Genomic DNA, 18,759 nt, shown 5'->3' with positions numbered 1-18,759 from the left:
CCTGGTGGCTACCCACTCAGAGGTCGCGGAAAGCCGTCACGCCGTTCAAAGACGTCGCCTCGCGCGCACCGGACACCACGGCGTCCGCGAAGACCTCGGCAGCGGCGGCGCACAACGCGTCCAGCGCGAACACCCGCGGCTCCGGCAGCGGTACGGCACCCGTGGCCAGCGCGAACACCGTGTCACCGTCGAACATGGAGTGAGCAGGCCGCACGGCGCGCGCCAGACCGTCCTGCGCCGCCATCGCGATCCGCTGACACTCCGCTTTGGACAGATCCGCGTCCACCGCGACCACGCCGATCGTCGTGTTGAGACCGTCGGGCTTGCGTTCGGGCAACGCCACGGCCGACGTCCCGAGCGCGGGCAACCACGGCAGACCCGTTGTGCGGTCGACGACTTCGCCCGCCGCGTTCACCACGGCGAGCGCGCCGACGCTGTGGTCGCCGACCTTCCTGGTCGCCACGCCGACGCCGCCCTTGAGCGAACCGACGCGCGCACCCGCACCCGCACCGACGCAGCCGAGCTCGAATTCCGTTGAAGCGGCGGCACAAGCTTCGTAGCCGAACGACGCGTCCGGCCGGTTGCCCCACTCGGACATCGGCAGGTCGAAGATCACCGCGCCGGGCACGATCGGCACGACGTGGTGCGGCTGAGCGCCTACCTGGAAGCCGATCGAGCGTTCCGAGAGCCACCGCATGACGCCGTCCGCCGCCGCGAGCCCGTACGCGGAGCCGCCGGAGAGGCAGATCGCGTGCACCTGCTGGACGAGGTTCGCCGGGTCGAGCAGGTCCGTTTCGCGTGTACCGGGGGCGCCACCGCGTCCGTCGACCGCCCCGACCGCGCCCTGGGGCACGAGGACGACCGTGGTGCCGGTGGCCCAGCCCGGTTCGACGCGGTGGTGGTGACCGACGAGGACGCCGGGAATCACGGCATCATCGCTTCCACCAGCGTGTCCTGCACCCACGTGAGCCAGTGGTACACCCCGAGGTGCGGCGAGCGCGGGTCTTCCGGCGGCAGCTCGTCGGGCATGTCCTCGGTGACGTCCAACGCTGTCCCGAGGGCCAGACGCACGTCGTTGAGCGACGAGAGCCACGCCTCGGCCTCACCGACCGACAGCCGGATCTCGCCACCGTCCGGCGAGCACGTGTTCAGCACGATCTCGGCCGCGCCCGTCTTCTGGTCGAGCAGCTCCGGTTCGTGCAGCGAGCGCAACGCCGCCGCCGAGTTCACCTCGTCCGGGTCCGGCGCGTCGTCGTCCAGCCGGTGGAAGTCCGGGAGCAGCCGGCCGAGGATCGGGTCGTCGGGGGCCTCCGACGAGCCGGTCCGGATGCCGGTCAGCTCGGCGAGCTCGTCCTGCGGGGCTTCCTCGGCGCGGGCCAGCAGCATGTCCTGGATCTGGCTGACCAGACCGCGCACGACAGCGGCCTCCTGGCGGTCGAGCCTGCCCACAACGACGTCACCGTCGCGGATCCACCGCTTCACGAGGACTTCTGCATGGTCGCCCAGAGGCCGGCCGCGTGCAGCTTCGCCACGTCGGCCTCGACCTTGTCCTTGGTGCCCGATGTCACGATCGCCTTGCCCTTGTGGTGCACGTCGAGCATCAGCTTGGTCGCTTTGTCCCTGCTGAACCCGAACAGCTTCTGGAACACGTACGTCACGTAGGACATCAGGTTGACCGGGTCGTTCCAGACCACGGTCTGCCATGGCGAGTCCTCGGCGACGACTTCCGCACCGATCGGCTCGGCCTGCGTCCGTTCCTGTTCGACGGGCGTGGTCATACCGCCAATGGTGTCATGTTCGCCGCAGTGGCGGAGACCGCATGCGGCTAAACCGGATGCGACCTTAGGGTTGGCGACCATGGACTCGACGGCGTTGCTGACCGACCACTACGAGCTGACCATGCTCGCGGCCGCGCTGCGTGACGGCACTGGTGACCGTCCGTGCGTGTTCGAGGTCTTCGCTCGCAGACTCCCGGACGGCCGCCGGTACGGCGTGGTCGCGGGGGTGAACAGGCTGCTCGAAGCGATCGAGAACTTCCGCTTCGGTGAGCAGGAGATCGACCAACTGCGCCGCAACGCCGTGGTCGACGATTCGACATTGGAATGGCTCGCGAACTACCGGTTCTCCGGCGAGATCGACGGCTATCCCGAGGGCGAGCTCTACTTCCCCGGTTCGCCGGTGCTGACGGTGCGCGCATCCTTCGCGGAGGGTGTCGTGCTGGAGACGCTCGCGCTCTCGATCCTCAACCACGACAGCGCGATCGCGTCCGCCGCGGCTCGCATGGTCACGGCGGCGAACGGCCGCCGGATGATCGAGATGGGCTCGCGCCGCACGCACGAGGAAGCCGCCGTGGCGTGCGCCCGCGCGTCCTACCTGGCGGGCTTCACCGCGACCTCGAACCTGGAAGCGGGGCGCCGGCACGGCATCCCGACGGCCGGCACGTGCGCGCACGCGTTCACGCTGCTGCACGACTCCGAGGAAGAGGCCTTCCGCAGCCAGATCGAGGCGCTGGGCGTCGGCACGACGTTGCTGGTCGACACCTACGACATCACCGAGGGCATCAAGACGGCCATCGCGGTGGCCGGTCCCGACCTCGGCGCGATCCGGATCGACTCGGGCGACCTGGGCGTGATGGCCAGGCAGGCACGTGACCTGCTGGACTCGCTGGGCGCCCGCAACACCCGGATCGTCGTGTCCAGCGACCTCGACGAGTACGCGATCGCCGCCCTGCGCGCCGAACCCGTGGACGCGTACGGCGTCGGCACGTCCGTCGTGACCGGTTCCGGCGCGCCCACCGCGGGCATGGTCTACAAGCTGGTCGAGGTCGACGGCAGGCACGTCGAGAAGCGCAGCACGTCGAAGCAGTCGCGCGGCGGCTGGAAGAAGGCGTTGCGGCGCCACAAGGACACCGGCACGGCGCTGGAGGAGGTCGTGTTCCAGGTGTCCGCGGAACCGGAGCTCGGCCAGTACGACAAGCTCGTCCAGATCCCGCTGATGCGTGGTGGACAGGTCGCCGACGAGGTACCCACGCTGGAGCAGAGCCGTGAACGCCTGCGCGCGGCTCTGGTGAGCGTGCCGTGGGAGGGCCTCAAGCTCTCACGCGGTGAGCCCGCGATCCCGACGACTTACCTGGAGGGCTGACATGACCAAGGCGCTGATCGTCGTGGACGTGCAGAACGACTTCTGCGAGGGCGGTTCTCTCGCCGTGACGGGTGGTGCGGCCGTGGCCGCGGCCATCTCGCACCACATCGCCACCTCGGCGTACGACCACGTCGTGGCGACGCGGGACTACCACGTGGATCCCGGCTCGCACTTCTCGCTGACGCCGGACTTCATCGACTCGTGGCCGGTGCACTGCGTGGCGGGGTCGCCCGGCGCGTCGTTCCACCCCGAGCTGGACGTGTCCGGCATCGAGCAGGTGTTCTCGAAGGGCCGTTTCGCCGCCGCCTACTCGGGTTTCGAGGCGGAGAACGACCTCGCGGGATGGCTGACCGACAGGGGCGTGACCGATGTGGACGTCGTCGGCATCGCGACCGACCACTGCGTGCGCGCCACCGCTCTCGACGCCCAACGCAACGGCTTCCGCACGAGGGTGCTCGTCGACCTCACGGCGGCGGTCGCCGCGACCACCCGCGACGCCGCCGTTGAGGAGCTGGTCGCCGCGGGTGTCGCTGTCGCCTAAGGAGTCGGCGAGCAGGCCACGCTGCCGATGGTGATGCTGCCGGTGTAGCCGGACGACGGTTCGAACGTGATCTTCAACAGGGTCATGCTGATGCTGCCGTCGTTCGGCACCGGGAACACGGTGTCGGTGAACTTGGCCTTGGCGAGCACGGTTCCGTTGCCCGCCTTGATGTCGTGCACGTAACCGGACGGGATCTGCTGCGGCAGCCCGGTCCAGCCGGACATGCCCTTGAGCTCCCAGCCCGCCTGCGTGCCCTTGTCGTCGGCGGCGCAGTTGACCGACCACTCGGCGATCTTGAGCCGCGGGCCCTTCGCCGCGGTGAGCGCGGACAGCTCGAACGCCTTGCCCGTGGCCACCGACCTGGTCTTGGTGAGGAACTCGTCCGGGTTCACGACCTCGGTCGTGCAGGCGGAACTGGTCTCACCGATCTTGAGCCCGGTCCTGCTCACGGCGGGGCTGGAGCCGGTGACGGTGCCGGCCGCGTCCGGGTTGACGTTGCACACGGCGAGCGGCTCGACCTTGAACGTCTGGTCCGCTTTGGCGAAGTCCGCGGAACCTGACGCGGCGGTGCCCGGCGGGTTGCTTGCGAGCGCGGGGGCCCCGGTTGCCAGCGTCAACGCGGCCACAGCCCCGGCGATCCACCTCTTGCGCACTTTTGCTCTTCTCCCCTTTGTCTCGTTTCCCACCGCCCGATAATGGTTGTGTTGCGTGGCGCTGATAACAGCTCGGCACCCCATGTCACTCGTTCGTGTATTCAATTGCCCGACCGAGTGACAGGCGATCTGGTCAGCTTGAAAAGAATTTCACCGGACACCGACCAGCGTGGCGAACGGCTCCCGGCGCGGCAGAGCCGTCGGCAGGCCCGCCAGCCTCTCCAGCGCGGTGCACACCCGCACCGCGGCACGCCCGTCGCCGAACGGGTTGCGCCCCAGGGGAAGCCGCAACCGGGAGCCGAGCACCCAGCCCGCTTCGGCGAGGATGCGGGTGGTGTCGGTGCCGACGAGCCAGGCGCACCCGGCGTCGACGGCGAGCATGCGTTCGGTGGTTTCGCGCAGCACCAGCACCGGCACGCCGAACGACGGTGCTTCCTCCTGGATGCCACCGGAGTCGGTGAGCACGAGGGCCGCGCGCTTGAGGACCCGCACCAGGTCCGGGTAGTCCAACGGGTCGGTGATGACGACGCGCTCGTGTCCGCCCAACAACGACACGACCTGTTCGCGCACACCGGGGTTCGGGTGTGCGGGGATCAGCACGTGCAGGTCGGGGTGCCGGTCGGCGATCGCGCGCACGGCGTTGAGCACGCGCATCAGCGGACGGCCCCACGACTCGCGGCGGTGCACCGTGACCAGCATGAGCCGGCCGCCGGTGGCCTCCAGGGTCCGTTCCAGGGCGATCACGTCCGGGCTGGACGCGGGGGCGTCGGCGTCCCCGACGCGCTGCACGGCGTCCACGACGGTGTTGCCGGTGACGACGATGTGGCTGTCCGGCAGGGACTCCGTGTTCAGCGCGTTGGCGGCGTCGTCGGTCGGCGCGAGGTGCAGCGAGGTGATGCGGGAGATCATCTGCCGGTTCCCCTCCTCGGGGAACGGGCCGTAGAGGTCACCGGTCCGCAGACCGGCTTCGAGATGTGCCACGGGGATTCCGCGCCAGAAGGAGGCAAGCGCCGCGGCCAGGGTCGTGGTGGTGTCACCCTGCACGAGGGTGACCGCGGGGTCGCGTTCCTCCAGCAGGGCGTCGAACTCGGGTAACAACCGGGAGACCAGTTCGGCCTGCGTCCCGGTGTGCCGGGGCACGTCCAGCCGCACGTCGGGCACCAGGTCGAACGCGCTGAGCGCCTGCTCGACCATGCCGGCGTGCTGTCCGCTGTGGACGATCGTGGGACGGAGGCCCGGATGCCCCTTCAACGCGATCGCGACGGGGGCGATCTTCACAGCTTCTGGCCTCGTGCCGGCCACCAGCAGAACTTCTTTGCGCACCGTTGTCCTCTCTCGGGGAGACCGGGAGGCCCGCCTGGGACCGGGGGCAATCCCAGGCGGGCCGTGTCAGCCGGCTCGGTTCGGTCTGGTCTTGACGGGGACCGCGACTGCTGCGGGAAGGCGCTTCCTGCGCGTGCTGTGCATGAGGAACGCACCAGCGAGCAGGAGGACGATTCCCGCGACGATCCACCACGTCACGTCCGCGCCGGTGACCGCGAGGGCACCCACGCCCGTGCCGACACCGATGCCGGTACCGGGGACCTTGTACATCTGCCGCTCTCCTAGGTCAGGCCGCGTTGAGCGACGCGCGACGGCGCAGCGCCACGAAAGCGACCGGAGCGGCGACGACACCGAGCAGGCCGAGACCGATCCACAAACCCGCACCCGACGCCATCGGGATGGGCAGGCCGGCGGGACCGCAGGTGGCCGACGAGATGATCACGTCGCCCGTGCCGATGGCGCCGAGCACGCCCTGCAGCAGCTTGATGTGGATCGCGTTCACGGTGAGGCTGCCGTCGTCGTTCTTGATCTGCTCGTTGAAGATCACTTCAGCGATCTTGACGCCGGCGAGCTGGACGTCCAGCTTCGTGTTGGCGGCGGGATCGGCGTTGACCTGGCCGAGCTTGCCGAGGTTCACGCCCGCGAGCTTGGACTTGCCGGTCAGCCCCTTCTGGGTGGCCCCGCACTCCGCCTCCACCAGTTCGGCGGAGATCTTGCCGGTGACCTTGGAGAGCAGGTCGACCCGGACGTCCGCGGTGCTCGCCCGCGAGTACACGCCACCGGACTTCTCGTCCCGCGACGCGGAGGCGTTGATGACACCGGTCTTCAGAATCCCGGTGAGGTCGACGCCGGCGAACGTGTTCTGCGTCGGCCCGTTCGCGTTGGCGGCGGCGAACGGCTCCGCGTTGACCGCGGGGCTGCCGAGCAGCGTCACGTTGAGCCTCGCGCCGTAAGCCGAGGCGTCCCCCGGAGCGGCCGAAGCAGGTGCGGCACCGACCAGGAGCGCGGCAATCGCGATGACTCCAGCCAGTCCCGTCATTCGGACACGCATGAAACTCCTTCCCTTGATTCCTCCGGCCCCAAGGCACGTTGATACCAATGTGGTTTCACGCTTTCCGGGGGCAATTACCGGCATCGGCGTTCTTTCGAGGGAACTGAGGGTTACTCCCCGTATCGGGCGACACGACCACTCGGTTCGCCCAATCGGCGCCACTCATCGTGGGTTTTTTGATCAATTTCCGGTTACGGCGTCACCCGATCCGGGGGTGAGGGCTGACGTTGCGTCTACCGATGGAACGTCAAGTAGCCCGTCTGGGCGCTCCCTCATCGGTGGAAAGGATCCTCGGGTGACGCTTGCCGTGCGCCGCACCGCATTCCCGAGCCGGGTGACGGTGGTCGTCCTGCTCGCGGTTGCCGCGGGACTCGTGTTCGCACACCGCCTGTACCGCACGGCGGAGATCTCGCTGTCCGGCGCGATCCTCGGCGTCGTCAGCTCGTACGGCGTGGACGTGGTTCCCGACCGCCAGACCGTCTACTTCGGACTGGGTTCGGACACGCCGCTGGGCCTGCGGATGACGCCGGAGTGCACGTCCGCGTTCCTCGTGCTGCCGTTGATCGTGGTGGGCGCCGTGATGATCGCGCTGCGGCCGCGGATCCAGTCGCGCGTGCTGTTCGCACTGGGGATCGCGGCGCTGGCGGTCGTGGTCGTGAACCAGTTCCGGGTGCTGACGCTCGTCGGCCTGGTGCAGTGGCTGGGCGTCGACACCGGCTACTACTGGGGTCACACACTGCTCGGGTCGATGGTCAGCGTGTTCGGTGGCGCGGCCGCACTCGTGGTGTTCGTCTGGCTGGCCACGCGCAAGTGAGCCTCGACCTCGTTCTCGGGTTCACGCAGGCGCTCGCGCTGACGATGAGCGTCGCCTTCGTGACGTACGTGTTGTTCATCGTGGTGCCGTACCTGCGGCGCAAACCCGCACCCGTGGGAGAGCCCAGCTCGTTGGAGTGGCACTTCTTCGTGCCGTGCCGCGACGAAGAGGCCGTCATCGGCGACACGATCCGTTACTTGCGCGGGACGTTCCCCATCGCGCACGTGTGGGTCATCGACGACGACTCCGACGACCGGACTGCCGGAGTCGTGCGAATGTTGAAGCGCAACGGCGGTGTTCGTGATCCGAACATCCATCTCGTGCAGCGCCAACGCCCGTATGCCCGCACCGGCAAGGGCAACGCGCTGAACGACGCCTACCGCACGTTGAAGCTGTGGATGGGTCGACGAGCGGACACCGACCGTGCGGTCGTCGTTGTTGTTGACGCTGACGGACGTCCTGCTGCCAACTGCCTGGAAGTCTGTGCGGCCGCCCATCTCTTCGGCAATCCGCGGATCGGTGCCGTACAGGTGGACGTGCGGATGATCAACGCCGGTCAGCGGCAACCGGGAGTGTCCGCGTGGCGCCGGGCGTTCGGTGCCGGGCTGGTGCGGATGCAGGACCTGGAGTTCCGCACGGCCATCGCGGCGATCCAGATGTCGCGCGGCGCGACCGGCACGATCTCCATGGGCGGCAACGGTCAGTTCACCCGACTGTCCGCTTTGGACTCGATCGCCGGGCCGACCGGCAGCCCGTGGCGCGGGTCGTTGCTGGAGGACTTCGAACTCGGCGTGCACCTGCTGACCGCGGGCTGGCACACCGGTTTCTCGTTGGACACGCACGTGAACCAGGAGGCGCTGTACTCGTTGCGCCGCTTCTTGGCCCAACGCACCCGTTGGGGCCAGGGCACGATGCAGTGCATGCGTTATCTGAGGCGCATCTGGGACTCCGAGCACCTCACCACTCTCGGTGCCGCGGAGATGATGTACTACCTCGCGCAACCGTGGATGCAGTTGCTCGGCACGCTCATCTACCCGATCCCGATGGCCATGATGGCGTACCGGTTCGCGGTGTCACCCGCTGAAGTCGTGGCGTGGTTCTTCGACGGCGCGTGGATCCTGTTCACCGTCTACGGCGCGTTCGGCCTGTTGCCGTTCGTCCTGTGGGGACCGGTCTACCGCGCGCGCTGTGAGCCCGTCGGGTTCTGGAAGTCCATTGCGTACGGGTTCGGCTACGCGCTGTACATCTACACCTTCTACATCACGTCGTGGCGCGCACTGATCCGCTTGGTGCGCGGCAACAACGGTTGGACCAAAACGCGTCGCAACGAGGACAGAGTGGCAGGCAAGGTCGCCCTGGATGTGTGACCGGTCACTTTGTAGAGATCGAACAAAGACGTTCTCGAGTTTCCCTGGTTAACCTCGGTTCACTCGATTCCGCCTGGGAGGGAACGTGACTCTCGCACTCGCGCCTCGTCGCACCGTGCTCGCCGACTTCGTGCCGGGCGCCCTCGTCCGCGACCTGACCCTCGTGGTCGCCGGTGCCGCCCTCACCGGCCTGGCCGCACAGGTGGCGCTGCCGATCCCCGGCAGCCCGGTTCCGCTGACCGGCCAGACCTTCGCCGCGCTTCTGGTGGGTGCCAGTCTCGGCTGGCAACGCGGCGCCACCTCGATGCTCCTGTACCTGATCGCGGGCGTCGCCGGCGTGCCGTGGTTCCAGGGCGGCACGTCCGGTGTGCCGGTGTCGCTCGGCTACGTCGTCGGCTTCGTGTTCGCCGGCGCCCTGGTGGGCTACCTGGCCGGACGCGGCGGCGACCGCACGCCGTTGCGGGTCGTCGGCACGATGGCGCTGGGCAACCTGGCGATCTACTCGGTCGGCGTGCCGTGGCTGATGGCGATGACCGGCATGTCGCTGTCGAAGGCCCTGGCCGTGGGCGTGCTGCCGTTCCTGATCGGTGACGCGCTGAAGATCGCGCTGGCCGCGGGCGTGCTGCCGGGAGCCTGGGCACTCGTGCGCCGTCGGTAGCTTGGACCAGGTGATCACGCCTGGGGAGTACTTGTCGTTCTTGGATGCGCGCCTGCCTGATGTTGTGGTGGGCGCGCATGTTTATGGCTCGCGGGTGTTGGACGACGTCGTCGCCGACTCGGACCTCGACATCGTGATCGAGGTTTCCTCGCCCGTTGAGCTGCCTGCCGCGGACGGTGCGGATGTGGCCGTGGTGCTGGCAGGTTCGTTGGAACTGCCTGTCTTCGACGTGACGCCTCTCTCGGGTGAAGTCACGCCTGTGCTGTGGCAACAGCTGCGGACCGTCGGTCAGACCGTGCGCGGCACACGCCCCACCTGCCCTGGCACCGCTGCTGACGTCGAGGCGTACTGCCGCGACAACCTGGTCAGCTACTGGAAGCTGGACTTCGATCGCTTCCGCGAGGTGCTTCCGTCCTTGGACCCCCAGGCGTCGATACCGCGCGACGCGTTGCTGTGGGTGGGCCTCGGCCCTGCCCGGTTGTGGCACACGATCCGGACCGGCGAGATCGTCAGCAAGTCGCGTGCAGGTGAACTCGCCGCTGCCCGCTGGCCCGACCTGCCGATCCTGGACCTGGTGGCGTCCCGGCGGGGTTCGGACGTGCCGCTGACGGTCGCGCACGGCCAGGCCGCCCTCGAGTTGTTCGACCGGATCATGGCCGACGTAACGACGTGAGGTCCGCGGCCGAGAAATCCGCGTGACGACGCATACCCCGGAAGAGCTGGGCTGCCTCGCCGGCGGCCCGGCCCGCGCCGCCGAGGTCGCCCTGGCCCGCCTGATCCAGACCGGCGTGGTCCGGGTCTCGCGCGAGGGCGTGCTGAGCGCCGTCCACGTGCCCGGCGCCCGCCCCTCCACCCCGCTGGAAGCGCAGATCCTGAACGGCCTGCGCACCCCGCGGCACCTCAACGACCTCCTGCTGAGCACCTTCAGCTCGGCCGAGGCGGAAGGCCTGCGCGCCCACCTGATCGGCCGAGGCCTGCTGCGCCGCCGCCGTTCCCTGCGCCCGCGCCTCTACCCGTGGCTGTTCCTGCTGGCACCGCTGCTCATGGTGGCGGGCGTCTGCGTCGCCGTGGCCCCCGACCTGCTGGAGGACCTGCCGCAAAAGCTGACCGAACTGCCGTTCTGGTACTTCTTCGCGGCCGCGGCAGTGGTGTTCGTCTGGGCCTCGGTGCTGCGCGCCCGCGACCCAGGCCGCCTGCGCACCAGGTCCGGCTACGTCCTGCTGAAACGGGCCAGCCGCCGCGTGACCCCACAGGACCCGCTGCGCGCCGTCGCCGTGCGCGGCCTGCGCGGCAGGGTCGGCGGCCTCGCGGTAGCCGGGATGTTCGGCCTCGGCGCGATCGTGGTCGCGACGCTGCCGGACCGTGACACGTCGAGCAGCAGCAGCTGCGGCGGTGGCTGTTCGTCGAGCTCGTGCGGCAGCGACGGCGGCGGTGACAGCGGAGGCGGTTGTGGCGGCGGGTGCGGCGGAGGCGGCGGCGACTGAGCCCGGCGACCACAGCGGCCCATCCGCACGACAGCAACGGCCGCCCAACAACCCGCAACGGCGCCCACCACAGCTCCAGCGGCTCCACGCTCTAACACCAGCAGCCGTGCCCACAACAACCACGCCCTGCCAACCGCGCGGCACCCTGCCAACCCACCGCGCCGTGCCAAACCACCCACGCCCACGCCCACAACACACCCGCGCCGTCCCAACCCCGCCCGTGCCCTGGCAGCCCACCGCGCCCGGCTAGCCCACCCGTGCCCTGGCAGTCCACCCGTGCCGTGCCAACCCCACCCGCGTCGGAAAGCGCCCCGTCCCCGCCCGACCCGCACTCCGACAGCGCCGACCAGTGAGTCCGCGGTGTCTGGCGGAGACTGTCGGACCTGCCGGGTACGGTCTGTCTCGTGCCTGAAGTTCCCCCCACCCTGAGCCTCCTCGAAACCGCCGTCCACGCCGTCGGCGGTGCGGAGCGGCCCGGTCAGGTGGAGATGGCCGAGGCCGTCGACCACTCCATCCGCACCGGCGAGCATCTCGCCGTGCAGGCCGGCACGGGCACGGGCAAGTCGTTGGCGTACCTGGTGCCGTCCATCCGGCACGCGGTGGCCGAGGACGAGACGGTGGTGATCTCCACGGCCACGATCGCGTTGCAGCGGCAGCTCGTGGACCGGGATCTGCCGCGGCTGTCGAAGGCGTTGAAGAAGGAGCTCGGGCGCGAGCCCACGTACGCGATCCTCAAGGGCCGCAGGAACTACCTCTGCATGCATCGGGTGCACAACGGCGCGCCCGAGGAGCCGGAGGAGGCCGGGCTGTTCGACCCGTTCGCGGTGTCGCGGCTCGGGCGTGAGGTGAAGCGGCTGCACGAGTGGTCGTCGGACACCGAGACCGGCGACCGGGACGAGTTGGTGCCCGGCGTGAGCGACCAGTCGTGGCGGCAGGTCAGCGTCACGGCGCGGGAGTGTCTGGGCGTGTCGAAGTGCCCGATCGGGGCTGATTGCTTCGCGGAACGGGCGCGGGCCGAGGCGGGCAAGGCGGACGTGGTCGTCACGAACCACGCGATGCTCGCCATCGACGCGTTGGAGGGCTACCAGGTTCTGCCGGACCACGACGTCGTGGTGATCGACGAGGCGCACGACCTCGTCGACCGCGTCACGTCGGTGGCGACCGAGGAGCTGAGCGGCGCGAGCATCGCGATCGCGGCACGGCGGTGCGGCCGGCTGATCGACCAGGACATCGCGGACCGGCTGGCCGAGGCCAGCGACGGGCTGGCGATGATCCTCGAGGACATGCCCTCAGGCCGGCTCGACGCGTTGCCGCGAGCGCTCGCGGGCGCACTCGCGGCCACCCGCGACGCCGCGCACAACTGCGTGTCGGCGATGGGGCCGGAGCGCAAGGAAGACCCTGAAGGGGCGACGGCGCGCAAGCTCGCGCTGGCGTTGCTGGAGGAGGTCCACGACTGCGCGGTGCGGGTGCTGGAGGCGTTCGACGAGGAACGCGACGTCGTGTGGGTGTCGGGCGACTTCAACCAGAAGGCGCCAACGCTGCGTGTCGCACCTCTGGGCGTGGGCGGGCTGCTGCGAGAGAGGCTGTTCGCCAAGCGCACCACCGTGTTGACGTCCGCGACGCTCACGCTGGGCGGCGCCTTCGACACCATGGCGCGCCAGTGGGGGCTGCCGCCGGCGGAAAAGGTCAAGAAGATCGAGGGCGCGGCGACGGACAAGGACATCGACGGCCCAAAGTGGTCGGGGCTCGACGTCGGCAGCCCGTTCCAGCACGGGTCGAGCGGTATCCTTTACGTGGCAAGGCATCTGCCGCAGCCGGGACGCGACGGACTGCCGCAGGAGTACCTCGACGAGATCGAGGGCCTGGTGAACGCCGCAGGCGGCCGGGCGCTCGGGCTGTTCTCGTCGATGCGCGCGGCGAAGCAGGCCACGGAAGCGCTGCGGGACAAGCTCGACTACCCGATCCTCTGTCAGGGCGACGACTCGACCGGCCTGCTGGTCAAGAAGTTCAGCGAGGACGACCGCACCTGCCTGTTCGGCACGCTGTCGCTGTGGCAGGGCGTGGACGTGCCCGGCCCCAGCCTGCAGCTCGTGATCATGGACCGGATCCCGTTCCCCCGCCCGGACGACCCGCTGGCCTCCGCACGCCAGAAAGCCGTCAACTCGCGTGGCGGCAACGGCTTCCTGACGGTCGCGGCGACCCACGCGGCGCTGCTGCTCGCCCAGGGCGCCGGTCGGTTGCTGCGGTCGATGTCGGACAAGGGCGTGGTGGCCGTCCTCGACCCGAGGCTGGCCACGGCCCGTTACGGCGGCTTCCTGCGCGCCTCACTCCCCCCGTTCTGGACGACCTACGACCCCGACGTGGTCAGGGCCGCGCTCACGCGGTTGGACGCGGCCCAGACTCCTGGGGCGAAGAAGACGCCTTGATCCGTTCGACCAGCTCGTCGCGGAAAGCCTGCACCTCCGGCAGCTCGGGCTCGGACCCGTCGGCCCGCTTCAGCGCGCCTTCCAGGATCTTCAACGCCTGGCGTTCATCCCCGTGCGCGTCGGCCTGCCGCGCGGCGTTCTCCATGGCCTTGGCGAGCTTCGTAGTCGCCTCGGGTTCTGCAGCGGCCTTGTTGATCCGGATCCAGTTGCCACCCGGATCGACGACGGTGAACCCGGTGTACCTGTCGTTGCGCAGCCGCGGCCGGGTCATCCGCGGAATGCCGGAGATCAGCATCTTCCCGTGCACAGCCCGCATCCCTGCCGCGAACGCCTCGAACAGCGGACCGGTGTCCTGCACGATGATCAGACACGTGCTGTGCGACTGCTCCGGGACGTGGCCGTCCATCCCGTAGAAGTGCAGGTTGATGTCTTCACGCTTGAGCGCGACGTACGGGTTCGGCCGCGTCTGCCGGTAGGTGATGGAGAAGCCGAGCATCTCGTAAAACGACGCGATCTCGTCGATGGACTTGCAGGGCAGGAGCGGGATGGTCAGTTCGTTTGCCACCGCCCGAAGCTAAGCCCGGCACCGCCGAAACGACACGGAGCAATTTGCTCAAGCAAACAACATGACGATCCCGCCCAGCAACAACAACGCCGACACAACGGCGATAGCGAGCACACGACCACGCAGAGTACCAGCGTGTCTCAACGCAATTCCCAACGGACCAATCCCAGCCACAACAGCCCCTTCCGAAGGCATGGCAACGACAGCGCACACAGCCCCGAACGCCACCCTCAACGGCGACATGCCGAGCTCACGCGCCCCAGCAACATCCGCTTCCCACTGCTCGCGATAGCGGTCATCACCCACCACGGCCGCCGCGAACCGCACCAACAACAACGCGACCCTCATTGCGCCGCCCGAGGCACGAACCGGGGTGCCGGAGCAGCCCGCGCCACAACCCGACGAGCTTCCGCAGCCCCGTCCGCCGTCAACCGGTACATCCGCCGCCGCGGCCCGCGCCGTTCCGCGTCGTCATCCCACGAAGACGTGACCCAGCCGGCCCGCTCCAACCGGTCCAGCAACGGATAAACGCTGCCCGACGGCCGCCCGGTCAGCTTGATGATCTCCAGCCCCCAGCGCGGCTCGTCGGTGCCGAGCAGCACCTCGAGCACGTCCACGGTGGCCTTGCCGATGCGTTGCAGTGGCTCCACGCCACCAATACTACCTATGTAGATTAAGCCGTCAAGGATCGCTTTGACGTCTGCAAGTACCACCATCTCTTGATCGAATCGCCGCTAACCGCACCCAACCTGTTCGGCGAGCACCGAACAGGTTGGGTGCGGAAAATTGCTTGTTGACGTTGGGTTGGCGGTACTTGCACACGCCGAAGTCAGCTGTGCAGGCCCAGCCGCTCGAGCAGTTCGGCGCGGAACTCCAGCGCCGACTCGCGCTCCTCCTCCGAGGCGTGCACCTCCCGTGCCAACGCCCCTTCCAGGATCCGCAACGCCTGCCGCTCCGCCCCGTGCGACCCGGCCAGCGTCACCGCGTTGCTCAACGCCCGCGTCAGCCCGTTGCGTCCCGGCCCGGGCTCGCGCTCCCGCACCGCCGGCACCACCCTGATCCAGTTCCCGCCGGGATCGACGAACAGGAACCCGTCGCGGCGCGGCCGGGTCATCCGCGGAATGCCGGTGAGCAGCACCTGGCCGTAGACCGCGCGCATGCCGTGGGCGAAAGCCTCGTACAGCTCCCGCGGGTCGTCCACCTGCACCAGGCACGAGCTGTACGACCGCTCCACGTCGTAGCCCGGGATGCCGAAGAAGTGGAGGTTGATCTCCTCGCGGCGCACCGAGAGGTACGCGTTCGGCCGGTACTGCCGATACGTGACCGTGAAGCCGAGCATCACGTAGAACTCGGCGACCTCGTCGATGGAGGCGCACGGCAGCAGCGGGATCGTCACCTCGTTGGCCACGTCGCCAAACTAGCCCCAGAGATCAGCCGTCGACCAGCAATCCACGTAACGGTCCTTGCAGCCTTCCGGACCGCCGCGACACCCCGGGCAGCTCCGTCACCCGCGAGTGCCCCTTCAGAGCGGGCCGCCAGACCTTGTCGACCACGTCGTCGATCGGCCCCGACACGTCCGCCCCGAGGTGCTCCGTCCACAGCCGCAGCCGGGTCGATCGAGCCACCTCTGGATCATCGGTCACCACGTTGACCTCGGTGTCGTTGAACAACGAGTGCTCGTTGAGGTTCGCCGAACCGACCGAGAGCCACTGATCGTCCACAATGGTCAGTTTGGCGTGGATGTAGACCGGAGCATCGCCGTGTGAGACAAGCGTTGCAGCGACCAGCCGCCGATCGACGTCGGCATCGATCAACCGGCCGAGCTGTCCGCGCGTGGTGTCGGCACCGTTGCTGGGTTTCTGCGGCAGCAACAGCACCATCCGGAACTCCGGTGTCGGCGGCCGGCAGAGCTTCTCGATCAGCACCTCGGTGATCTCCGGCGACCACAGGAACTGGTTCTCCACGTAGATCAGCGACTGGGCCGAGCGCAGCGCCCGCAGGTACGAGTCGACCAGGCTGAAGTCCCCGTGCGGCGCGAATCCGTAGGTGTCCTCCGGAATCGTCCGCACGACTTGCACGGACGACGACCCGGCCTCAGGCGGCACCTCGGGCGCGGGCAGGGTCTCCCCCGCGATCTCCAGCCACCGCGCGGCGAAGTGGCCGGCCACCTCCGCCACCGCCGGGCCTTCCACTCGCGCGATGTGGTCGTGCCAGCCGAGGTCGCGCGGCGGGTGCTCCGGCGAGTCGTGCCGGTCGCCCTCGACGGCGGTCATGTCGAGTCCGCCGACGAACGCCACGTCGTCGACGATCACGATCTTCTCGTGGTGGCAGTGCAGGGTTCGTTCGCGGGCGTCGAGTTCGCACCGGACCGCGCCGCACTCGAGGAAGGCCTTCTGCGCGGCCGCGGCACGTTTCCTGGTCGGCTCGAACATCGGGAACGGCGGGCCGGCCCAGAGCAGCACGCGCACCGGAACCCGTTCCGCGGCAGCCGAAAGGAGCTCGCGCAGCTGCGGTGCGCCCGGCTCACGGGTCAGCTGGAAGTCCGGCGAAGCGTGCCAGTTCGCGATGTGAACGTACTTCTGCGCGTTCTCGATCGCTTCCGCCACAACGGGAAACGCGGTGGCGCCGTCGATCAGCACCTCGATCTTGTTGCCGCGCTGGACGGTTCGCCGCGGGGTGAACCACCCCGTCGCGTCACCGTCCAGCACCTCGCCCCACCCCAGCCGGCGCAGTCTTCGCGCGTGGTGAGAGCACAGCAGGTTCTCCAGCCCGTCACCGAGCCGGGCATCGAGAACGTCGAGTAAGCCCACGAGAGGCGGATTTACCCGTTTAGACCGATCTCAAACAGCAAGTACCGTCGTGGTGCCCGGCTCGACCTCTGTGAAGCCCGCGTCCCGCACGGCCACGACGTCACCGCGGTGGATCAACGAGTCCCACTCGGCCACAGACGGAGTCCGCACCGCACACCGGTAGTCCAACTCGGCCCACGCCTTCAGTTCGGAGACCGACAGATGCGGCGCCAGCAGCATCGACGCGTGCCCGACCTGCGCCGCGAGCTTGCCAGCGGACATCTCGACCCGCGGGTTCACGTACAACAAACGCGCACCTTCAGGAACGGCGCCCGGCGAGTCAACGGGCAGGTCAGAGCCGGAGATCTGCAGCTTCGCGACCTCCCGAGGCGTCTCGGACACCAGCACGGGCAGCAACGAACGGACCGACGCACCGTCCACGGTGATCGTCACGCCCGGCAGCTCCTGCACGGCGTCCCACTGCACGCCACGGGCCCGCCGCGACACCTTGCGGATCCGCCCGGCCACCCACGCGCGCACGGCCTCGTGCCACTCGCCGCCGACGTCGGCCCGCGGGTCGAGGCACACCGCGACCGCCGAAGCGGCCGCGGCCTCCAGCAACGCCGTCCTGGACGGCGGATCGACGCGTTCGATGCGCAACACCATCGGCATCGCGCGGACTTCGGACTCCTCCGCGTAGTTCCGGGAGGCGATGAGGTCGAGGATCATCACAGCCGGGTCAGCTCCAGGCCGTCCGCGGCGTCCGCGGCCTCCACCTCGGCCCGCGTCACGCCGAGGATGAACAGCACCGCGTCCAGGAACGGGTGCGACAGCGCGGTGTCGGCCACCTCGCGCAGCGCCGGCTTGGCGTTGAACGCGATGCCCAGCCCGGCGGCGCCCAGCATGTCGATGTCGTTCGCGCCGTCGCCGACAGCCACGCACTGCGCCAGCGACACGCCCGCTTCCTGCGCGAACCTCCGCAGCGCCACGGCCTTGCCCGGCCGGTCGACGATCTCGCCGATCACCTGGCCGGTCAGCTTGCCGTCGACGATCTCCAGCGTGTTCGCCGCGCAGAAGTCCAGTTCGAGCTCGTCGGCGAGGCCCGTGATCACCGAGGTGAAGCCACCGGAGACGACACCGCAGTAGAAACCGAGGCGCTTCAACGTCCGGATCGTCGTGCGCGCACCCGCCGTGAGCTCCAGCGAGGCACCGACCTCGTCCAGCACCTTCGCGTCGAGACCCTCCAGCAACGCGACCCGGCGGCGCAGCGACTCGGCGAAGTCGAGCTCACCGCGCATAGCGGCCTCGGTGATCTCGCGCACCTGCTCCTCGCACCCGACGTGCGCGGCCAGCATCTCGATCACCTCGCCCTGGATCAGCGTGGAGTCGACGTCGAACACCACCAGGCGCTTCGCCCGGCGGGTCAGCCCGGCCCGTTCGACCGCGATGTCCAGACCCACCCGCACCGACACGTCAGCCAGCGCGGACCGCAGCTCCGCGTCGTTCTCCAGCGTGTCGTCCGCGACCGAAACGCGCAGCTCGAGGCCCGTGACGGGGTAGTCGGCAACGCCGCGGATCGCGTCGATGTTCACGCCGAGCGACGCCAGCCGGCGCGCGACCTCGGTGAACGCCTTCGCCGTGACCGGGCGGCCCAGCACGATCAGCACGTGCGACGACTCCAGGCGGGCGGTGCGCTTCGAGTCCGCGCCGATCTCGATCTCCACGTGCATCGAGACGGTCGCCATGGCCTGCTCGACGGACTCCTGCAGCCCCTCGGGGTCGTGGTCGGTCGAGACCAGCGCGCCGAGCACCAGCCGCCCTCTGATGACGACCTGCTCCACGTCGAGCACCTCGACGCCGTGCCTGGTCAGCACGGCGAAGAGCACCGAGGAGACACCGGGCTTGTCGGGACCGGTCACGGTGATCAGCACGGGCGTTTTCACGTCG

General features: G+C 69.1%; 22 protein-coding genes. 8 read left to right on the top strand and 14 right to left on the bottom strand.

Annotation, left to right across the window (positions count from 1 at the left end; translation table 11 throughout):
* Positions 1-16 precede the first annotated feature (16 nt).
* Genes ACWGE0_RS11190 through clpS form a run of 3 tightly spaced genes read right to left on the bottom strand, consistent with a single transcriptional unit; the run spans position 17 to position 1,778 of the window.
* Positions 17-928 (bottom strand): P1 family peptidase, encoded by a 912-nt coding sequence (locus ACWGE0_RS11190; protein WP_452260750.1) that lies wholly within the window; start codon positions 926-928, stop codon positions 17-19.
* Positions 925-1,482 (bottom strand): DUF2017 domain-containing protein, encoded by a 558-nt coding sequence (locus tag ACWGE0_RS11185; RefSeq protein WP_452260749.1) that lies wholly within the window; start codon positions 1,480-1,482, stop codon positions 925-927. Before ACWGE0_RS11185 ends, ACWGE0_RS11190 begins: the two co-directional genes overlap by 4 nt.
* Positions 1,479-1,778, bottom strand: coding sequence for an ATP-dependent Clp protease adapter ClpS (gene clpS, locus ACWGE0_RS11180; protein ID WP_319967814.1), 300 nt, complete (start codon positions 1,776-1,778; stop codon positions 1,479-1,481). The genes ACWGE0_RS11185 and clpS overlap by 4 nt, the downstream gene beginning before the upstream one ends.
* 79 nt (positions 1,779-1,857) lie before the next feature.
* Here clpS and ACWGE0_RS11175 point away from each other — a divergent pair, with 79 nt between their 5' ends.
* Both ACWGE0_RS11175 and ACWGE0_RS11170 read left to right on the top strand, forming a co-directional pair.
* Positions 1,858-3,141 carry a nicotinate phosphoribosyltransferase gene (locus ACWGE0_RS11175; protein ID WP_452260748.1) on the top strand — a complete coding sequence of 428 codons (1,284 nt, stop codon included), beginning with the start codon at positions 1,858-1,860 and terminating at the stop codon, positions 3,139-3,141.
* 1 nt (position 3,142) lies between these two features.
* Positions 3,143-3,682 carry an isochorismatase family protein gene (locus tag ACWGE0_RS11170; protein WP_452260747.1) on the top strand — a complete coding sequence of 180 codons (540 nt, stop codon included), beginning with the start codon at positions 3,143-3,145 and terminating at the stop codon, positions 3,680-3,682.
* On the opposite strand, the gene ACWGE0_RS11165 is transcribed toward ACWGE0_RS11170, so the two are convergent.
* The 4 genes from ACWGE0_RS11165 to ACWGE0_RS11150 form a co-directional block, all read right to left on the bottom strand.
* Entirely contained in the window at positions 3,679-4,335 is a 657-nt protein-coding gene (locus tag ACWGE0_RS11165) for a hypothetical protein (protein ID WP_452260746.1), read from the bottom strand. The genes ACWGE0_RS11170 and ACWGE0_RS11165 overlap by 4 nt on opposite strands.
* A gap of 150 nt (positions 4,336-4,485) precedes the next feature.
* Entirely contained in the window at positions 4,486-5,658 is a 1,173-nt protein-coding gene (wecB, locus tag ACWGE0_RS11160; RefSeq protein ID WP_452260745.1) for a non-hydrolyzing UDP-N-acetylglucosamine 2-epimerase, read from the bottom strand.
* A 66-nt stretch (positions 5,659-5,724) separates the two neighbouring features.
* The gene (locus ACWGE0_RS11155) at positions 5,725-5,928 is read right to left on the bottom strand and encodes an LPXTG cell wall anchor domain-containing protein (protein ID WP_452260744.1); all 204 of its coding nucleotides are present in this window, start codon (positions 5,926-5,928) and stop codon (positions 5,725-5,727) included.
* Between the two features lie 16 nt (positions 5,929-5,944).
* Positions 5,945-6,709: a choice-of-anchor P family protein gene (locus tag ACWGE0_RS11150; protein WP_452260743.1), complete on the bottom strand. Its 765-nt coding sequence runs from the start codon at positions 6,707-6,709 to the stop codon at positions 5,945-5,947.
* A 295-nt stretch (positions 6,710-7,004) separates the two neighbouring features.
* On the opposite strand from ACWGE0_RS11150, the gene xrtP reads away from it, so the two are divergent.
* The 6 genes from xrtP to ACWGE0_RS11120 all read left to right on the top strand — a co-directional run bounded on the left by xrtP (position 7,005) and on the right by ACWGE0_RS11120 (position 13,458).
* Entirely contained in the window at positions 7,005-7,523 is a 519-nt protein-coding gene (gene xrtP / locus ACWGE0_RS11145; protein ID WP_452260742.1) for an exosortase P, read from the top strand.
* A 44-nt stretch (positions 7,524-7,567) separates the two neighbouring features.
* Complete coding sequence (locus ACWGE0_RS11140) at positions 7,568-8,890, top strand: glycosyltransferase (protein WP_452260845.1); 1,323 nt, start codon at positions 7,568-7,570, stop codon at positions 8,888-8,890.
* An 85-nt stretch (positions 8,891-8,975) separates the two neighbouring features.
* Positions 8,976-9,548 (top strand): biotin transporter BioY, encoded by a 573-nt coding sequence (locus ACWGE0_RS11135; protein WP_452260741.1) that lies wholly within the window; start codon positions 8,976-8,978, stop codon positions 9,546-9,548.
* Positions 9,549-9,558: 10 nt separating this feature from the next.
* Positions 9,559-10,221: a nucleotidyltransferase domain-containing protein gene (locus tag ACWGE0_RS11130; protein WP_452260740.1), complete on the top strand. Its 663-nt coding sequence runs from the start codon at positions 9,559-9,561 to the stop codon at positions 10,219-10,221.
* 22 nt (positions 10,222-10,243) lie between these two features.
* Positions 10,244-11,032 carry a TIGR04222 domain-containing membrane protein gene (locus ACWGE0_RS11125; RefSeq protein ID WP_452260739.1) on the top strand — a complete coding sequence of 263 codons (789 nt, stop codon included), beginning with the start codon at positions 10,244-10,246 and terminating at the stop codon, positions 11,030-11,032.
* Between the two features lie 488 nt (positions 11,033-11,520).
* On the top strand, positions 11,521-13,458 hold the full coding sequence (locus ACWGE0_RS11120) for an ATP-dependent DNA helicase (RefSeq protein ID WP_452260844.1): 1,938 nt from the start codon (positions 11,521-11,523) through the stop codon (positions 13,456-13,458).
* Here ACWGE0_RS11120 and ACWGE0_RS11115 read toward each other — a convergent pair.
* From ACWGE0_RS11115 to serB, 7 genes are all read right to left on the bottom strand, one after another.
* Positions 13,409-14,023, bottom strand: coding sequence for a hypothetical protein (locus ACWGE0_RS11115; RefSeq protein WP_452260738.1), 615 nt, complete (start codon positions 14,021-14,023; stop codon positions 13,409-13,411). The genes ACWGE0_RS11120 and ACWGE0_RS11115 overlap by 50 nt on opposite strands.
* A gap of 48 nt (positions 14,024-14,071) precedes the next feature.
* Entirely contained in the window at positions 14,072-14,371 is a 300-nt protein-coding gene (locus ACWGE0_RS11110) for a hypothetical protein (RefSeq protein ID WP_452260737.1), read from the bottom strand.
* On the bottom strand, positions 14,368-14,673 hold the full coding sequence (locus tag ACWGE0_RS11105) for a helix-turn-helix transcriptional regulator (protein WP_452260736.1): 306 nt from the start codon (positions 14,671-14,673) through the stop codon (positions 14,368-14,370). Before ACWGE0_RS11105 ends, ACWGE0_RS11110 begins: the two co-directional genes overlap by 4 nt.
* Before the next feature lie 179 nt (positions 14,674-14,852).
* The gene (locus tag ACWGE0_RS11100) at positions 14,853-15,431 is read right to left on the bottom strand and encodes a hypothetical protein (protein WP_452260735.1); all 579 of its coding nucleotides are present in this window, start codon (positions 15,429-15,431) and stop codon (positions 14,853-14,855) included.
* A 22-nt stretch (positions 15,432-15,453) separates the two neighbouring features.
* Positions 15,454-16,833 carry a phospholipase D-like domain-containing protein gene (locus ACWGE0_RS11095; protein ID WP_452260734.1) on the bottom strand — a complete coding sequence of 460 codons (1,380 nt, stop codon included), beginning with the start codon at positions 16,831-16,833 and terminating at the stop codon, positions 15,454-15,456.
* A gap of 30 nt (positions 16,834-16,863) precedes the next feature.
* A complete protein-coding gene (locus tag ACWGE0_RS11090; RefSeq protein WP_452260733.1) occupies positions 16,864-17,541 on the bottom strand; it encodes a peptidyl-tRNA hydrolase in 678 nt (225 codons plus the stop codon).
* On the bottom strand, positions 17,541-18,755 hold the full coding sequence (serB, locus tag ACWGE0_RS11085; RefSeq protein WP_452260732.1) for a phosphoserine phosphatase SerB: 1,215 nt from the start codon (positions 18,753-18,755) through the stop codon (positions 17,541-17,543). Before serB ends, ACWGE0_RS11090 begins: the two co-directional genes overlap by 1 nt.
* Positions 18,756-18,759: the final 4 nt, after the last annotated feature.

The organism is Lentzea sp. NPDC054927, assembly GCF_053610285.1.
This window is presented reverse-complemented; position numbering and strand designations above follow the sequence as displayed.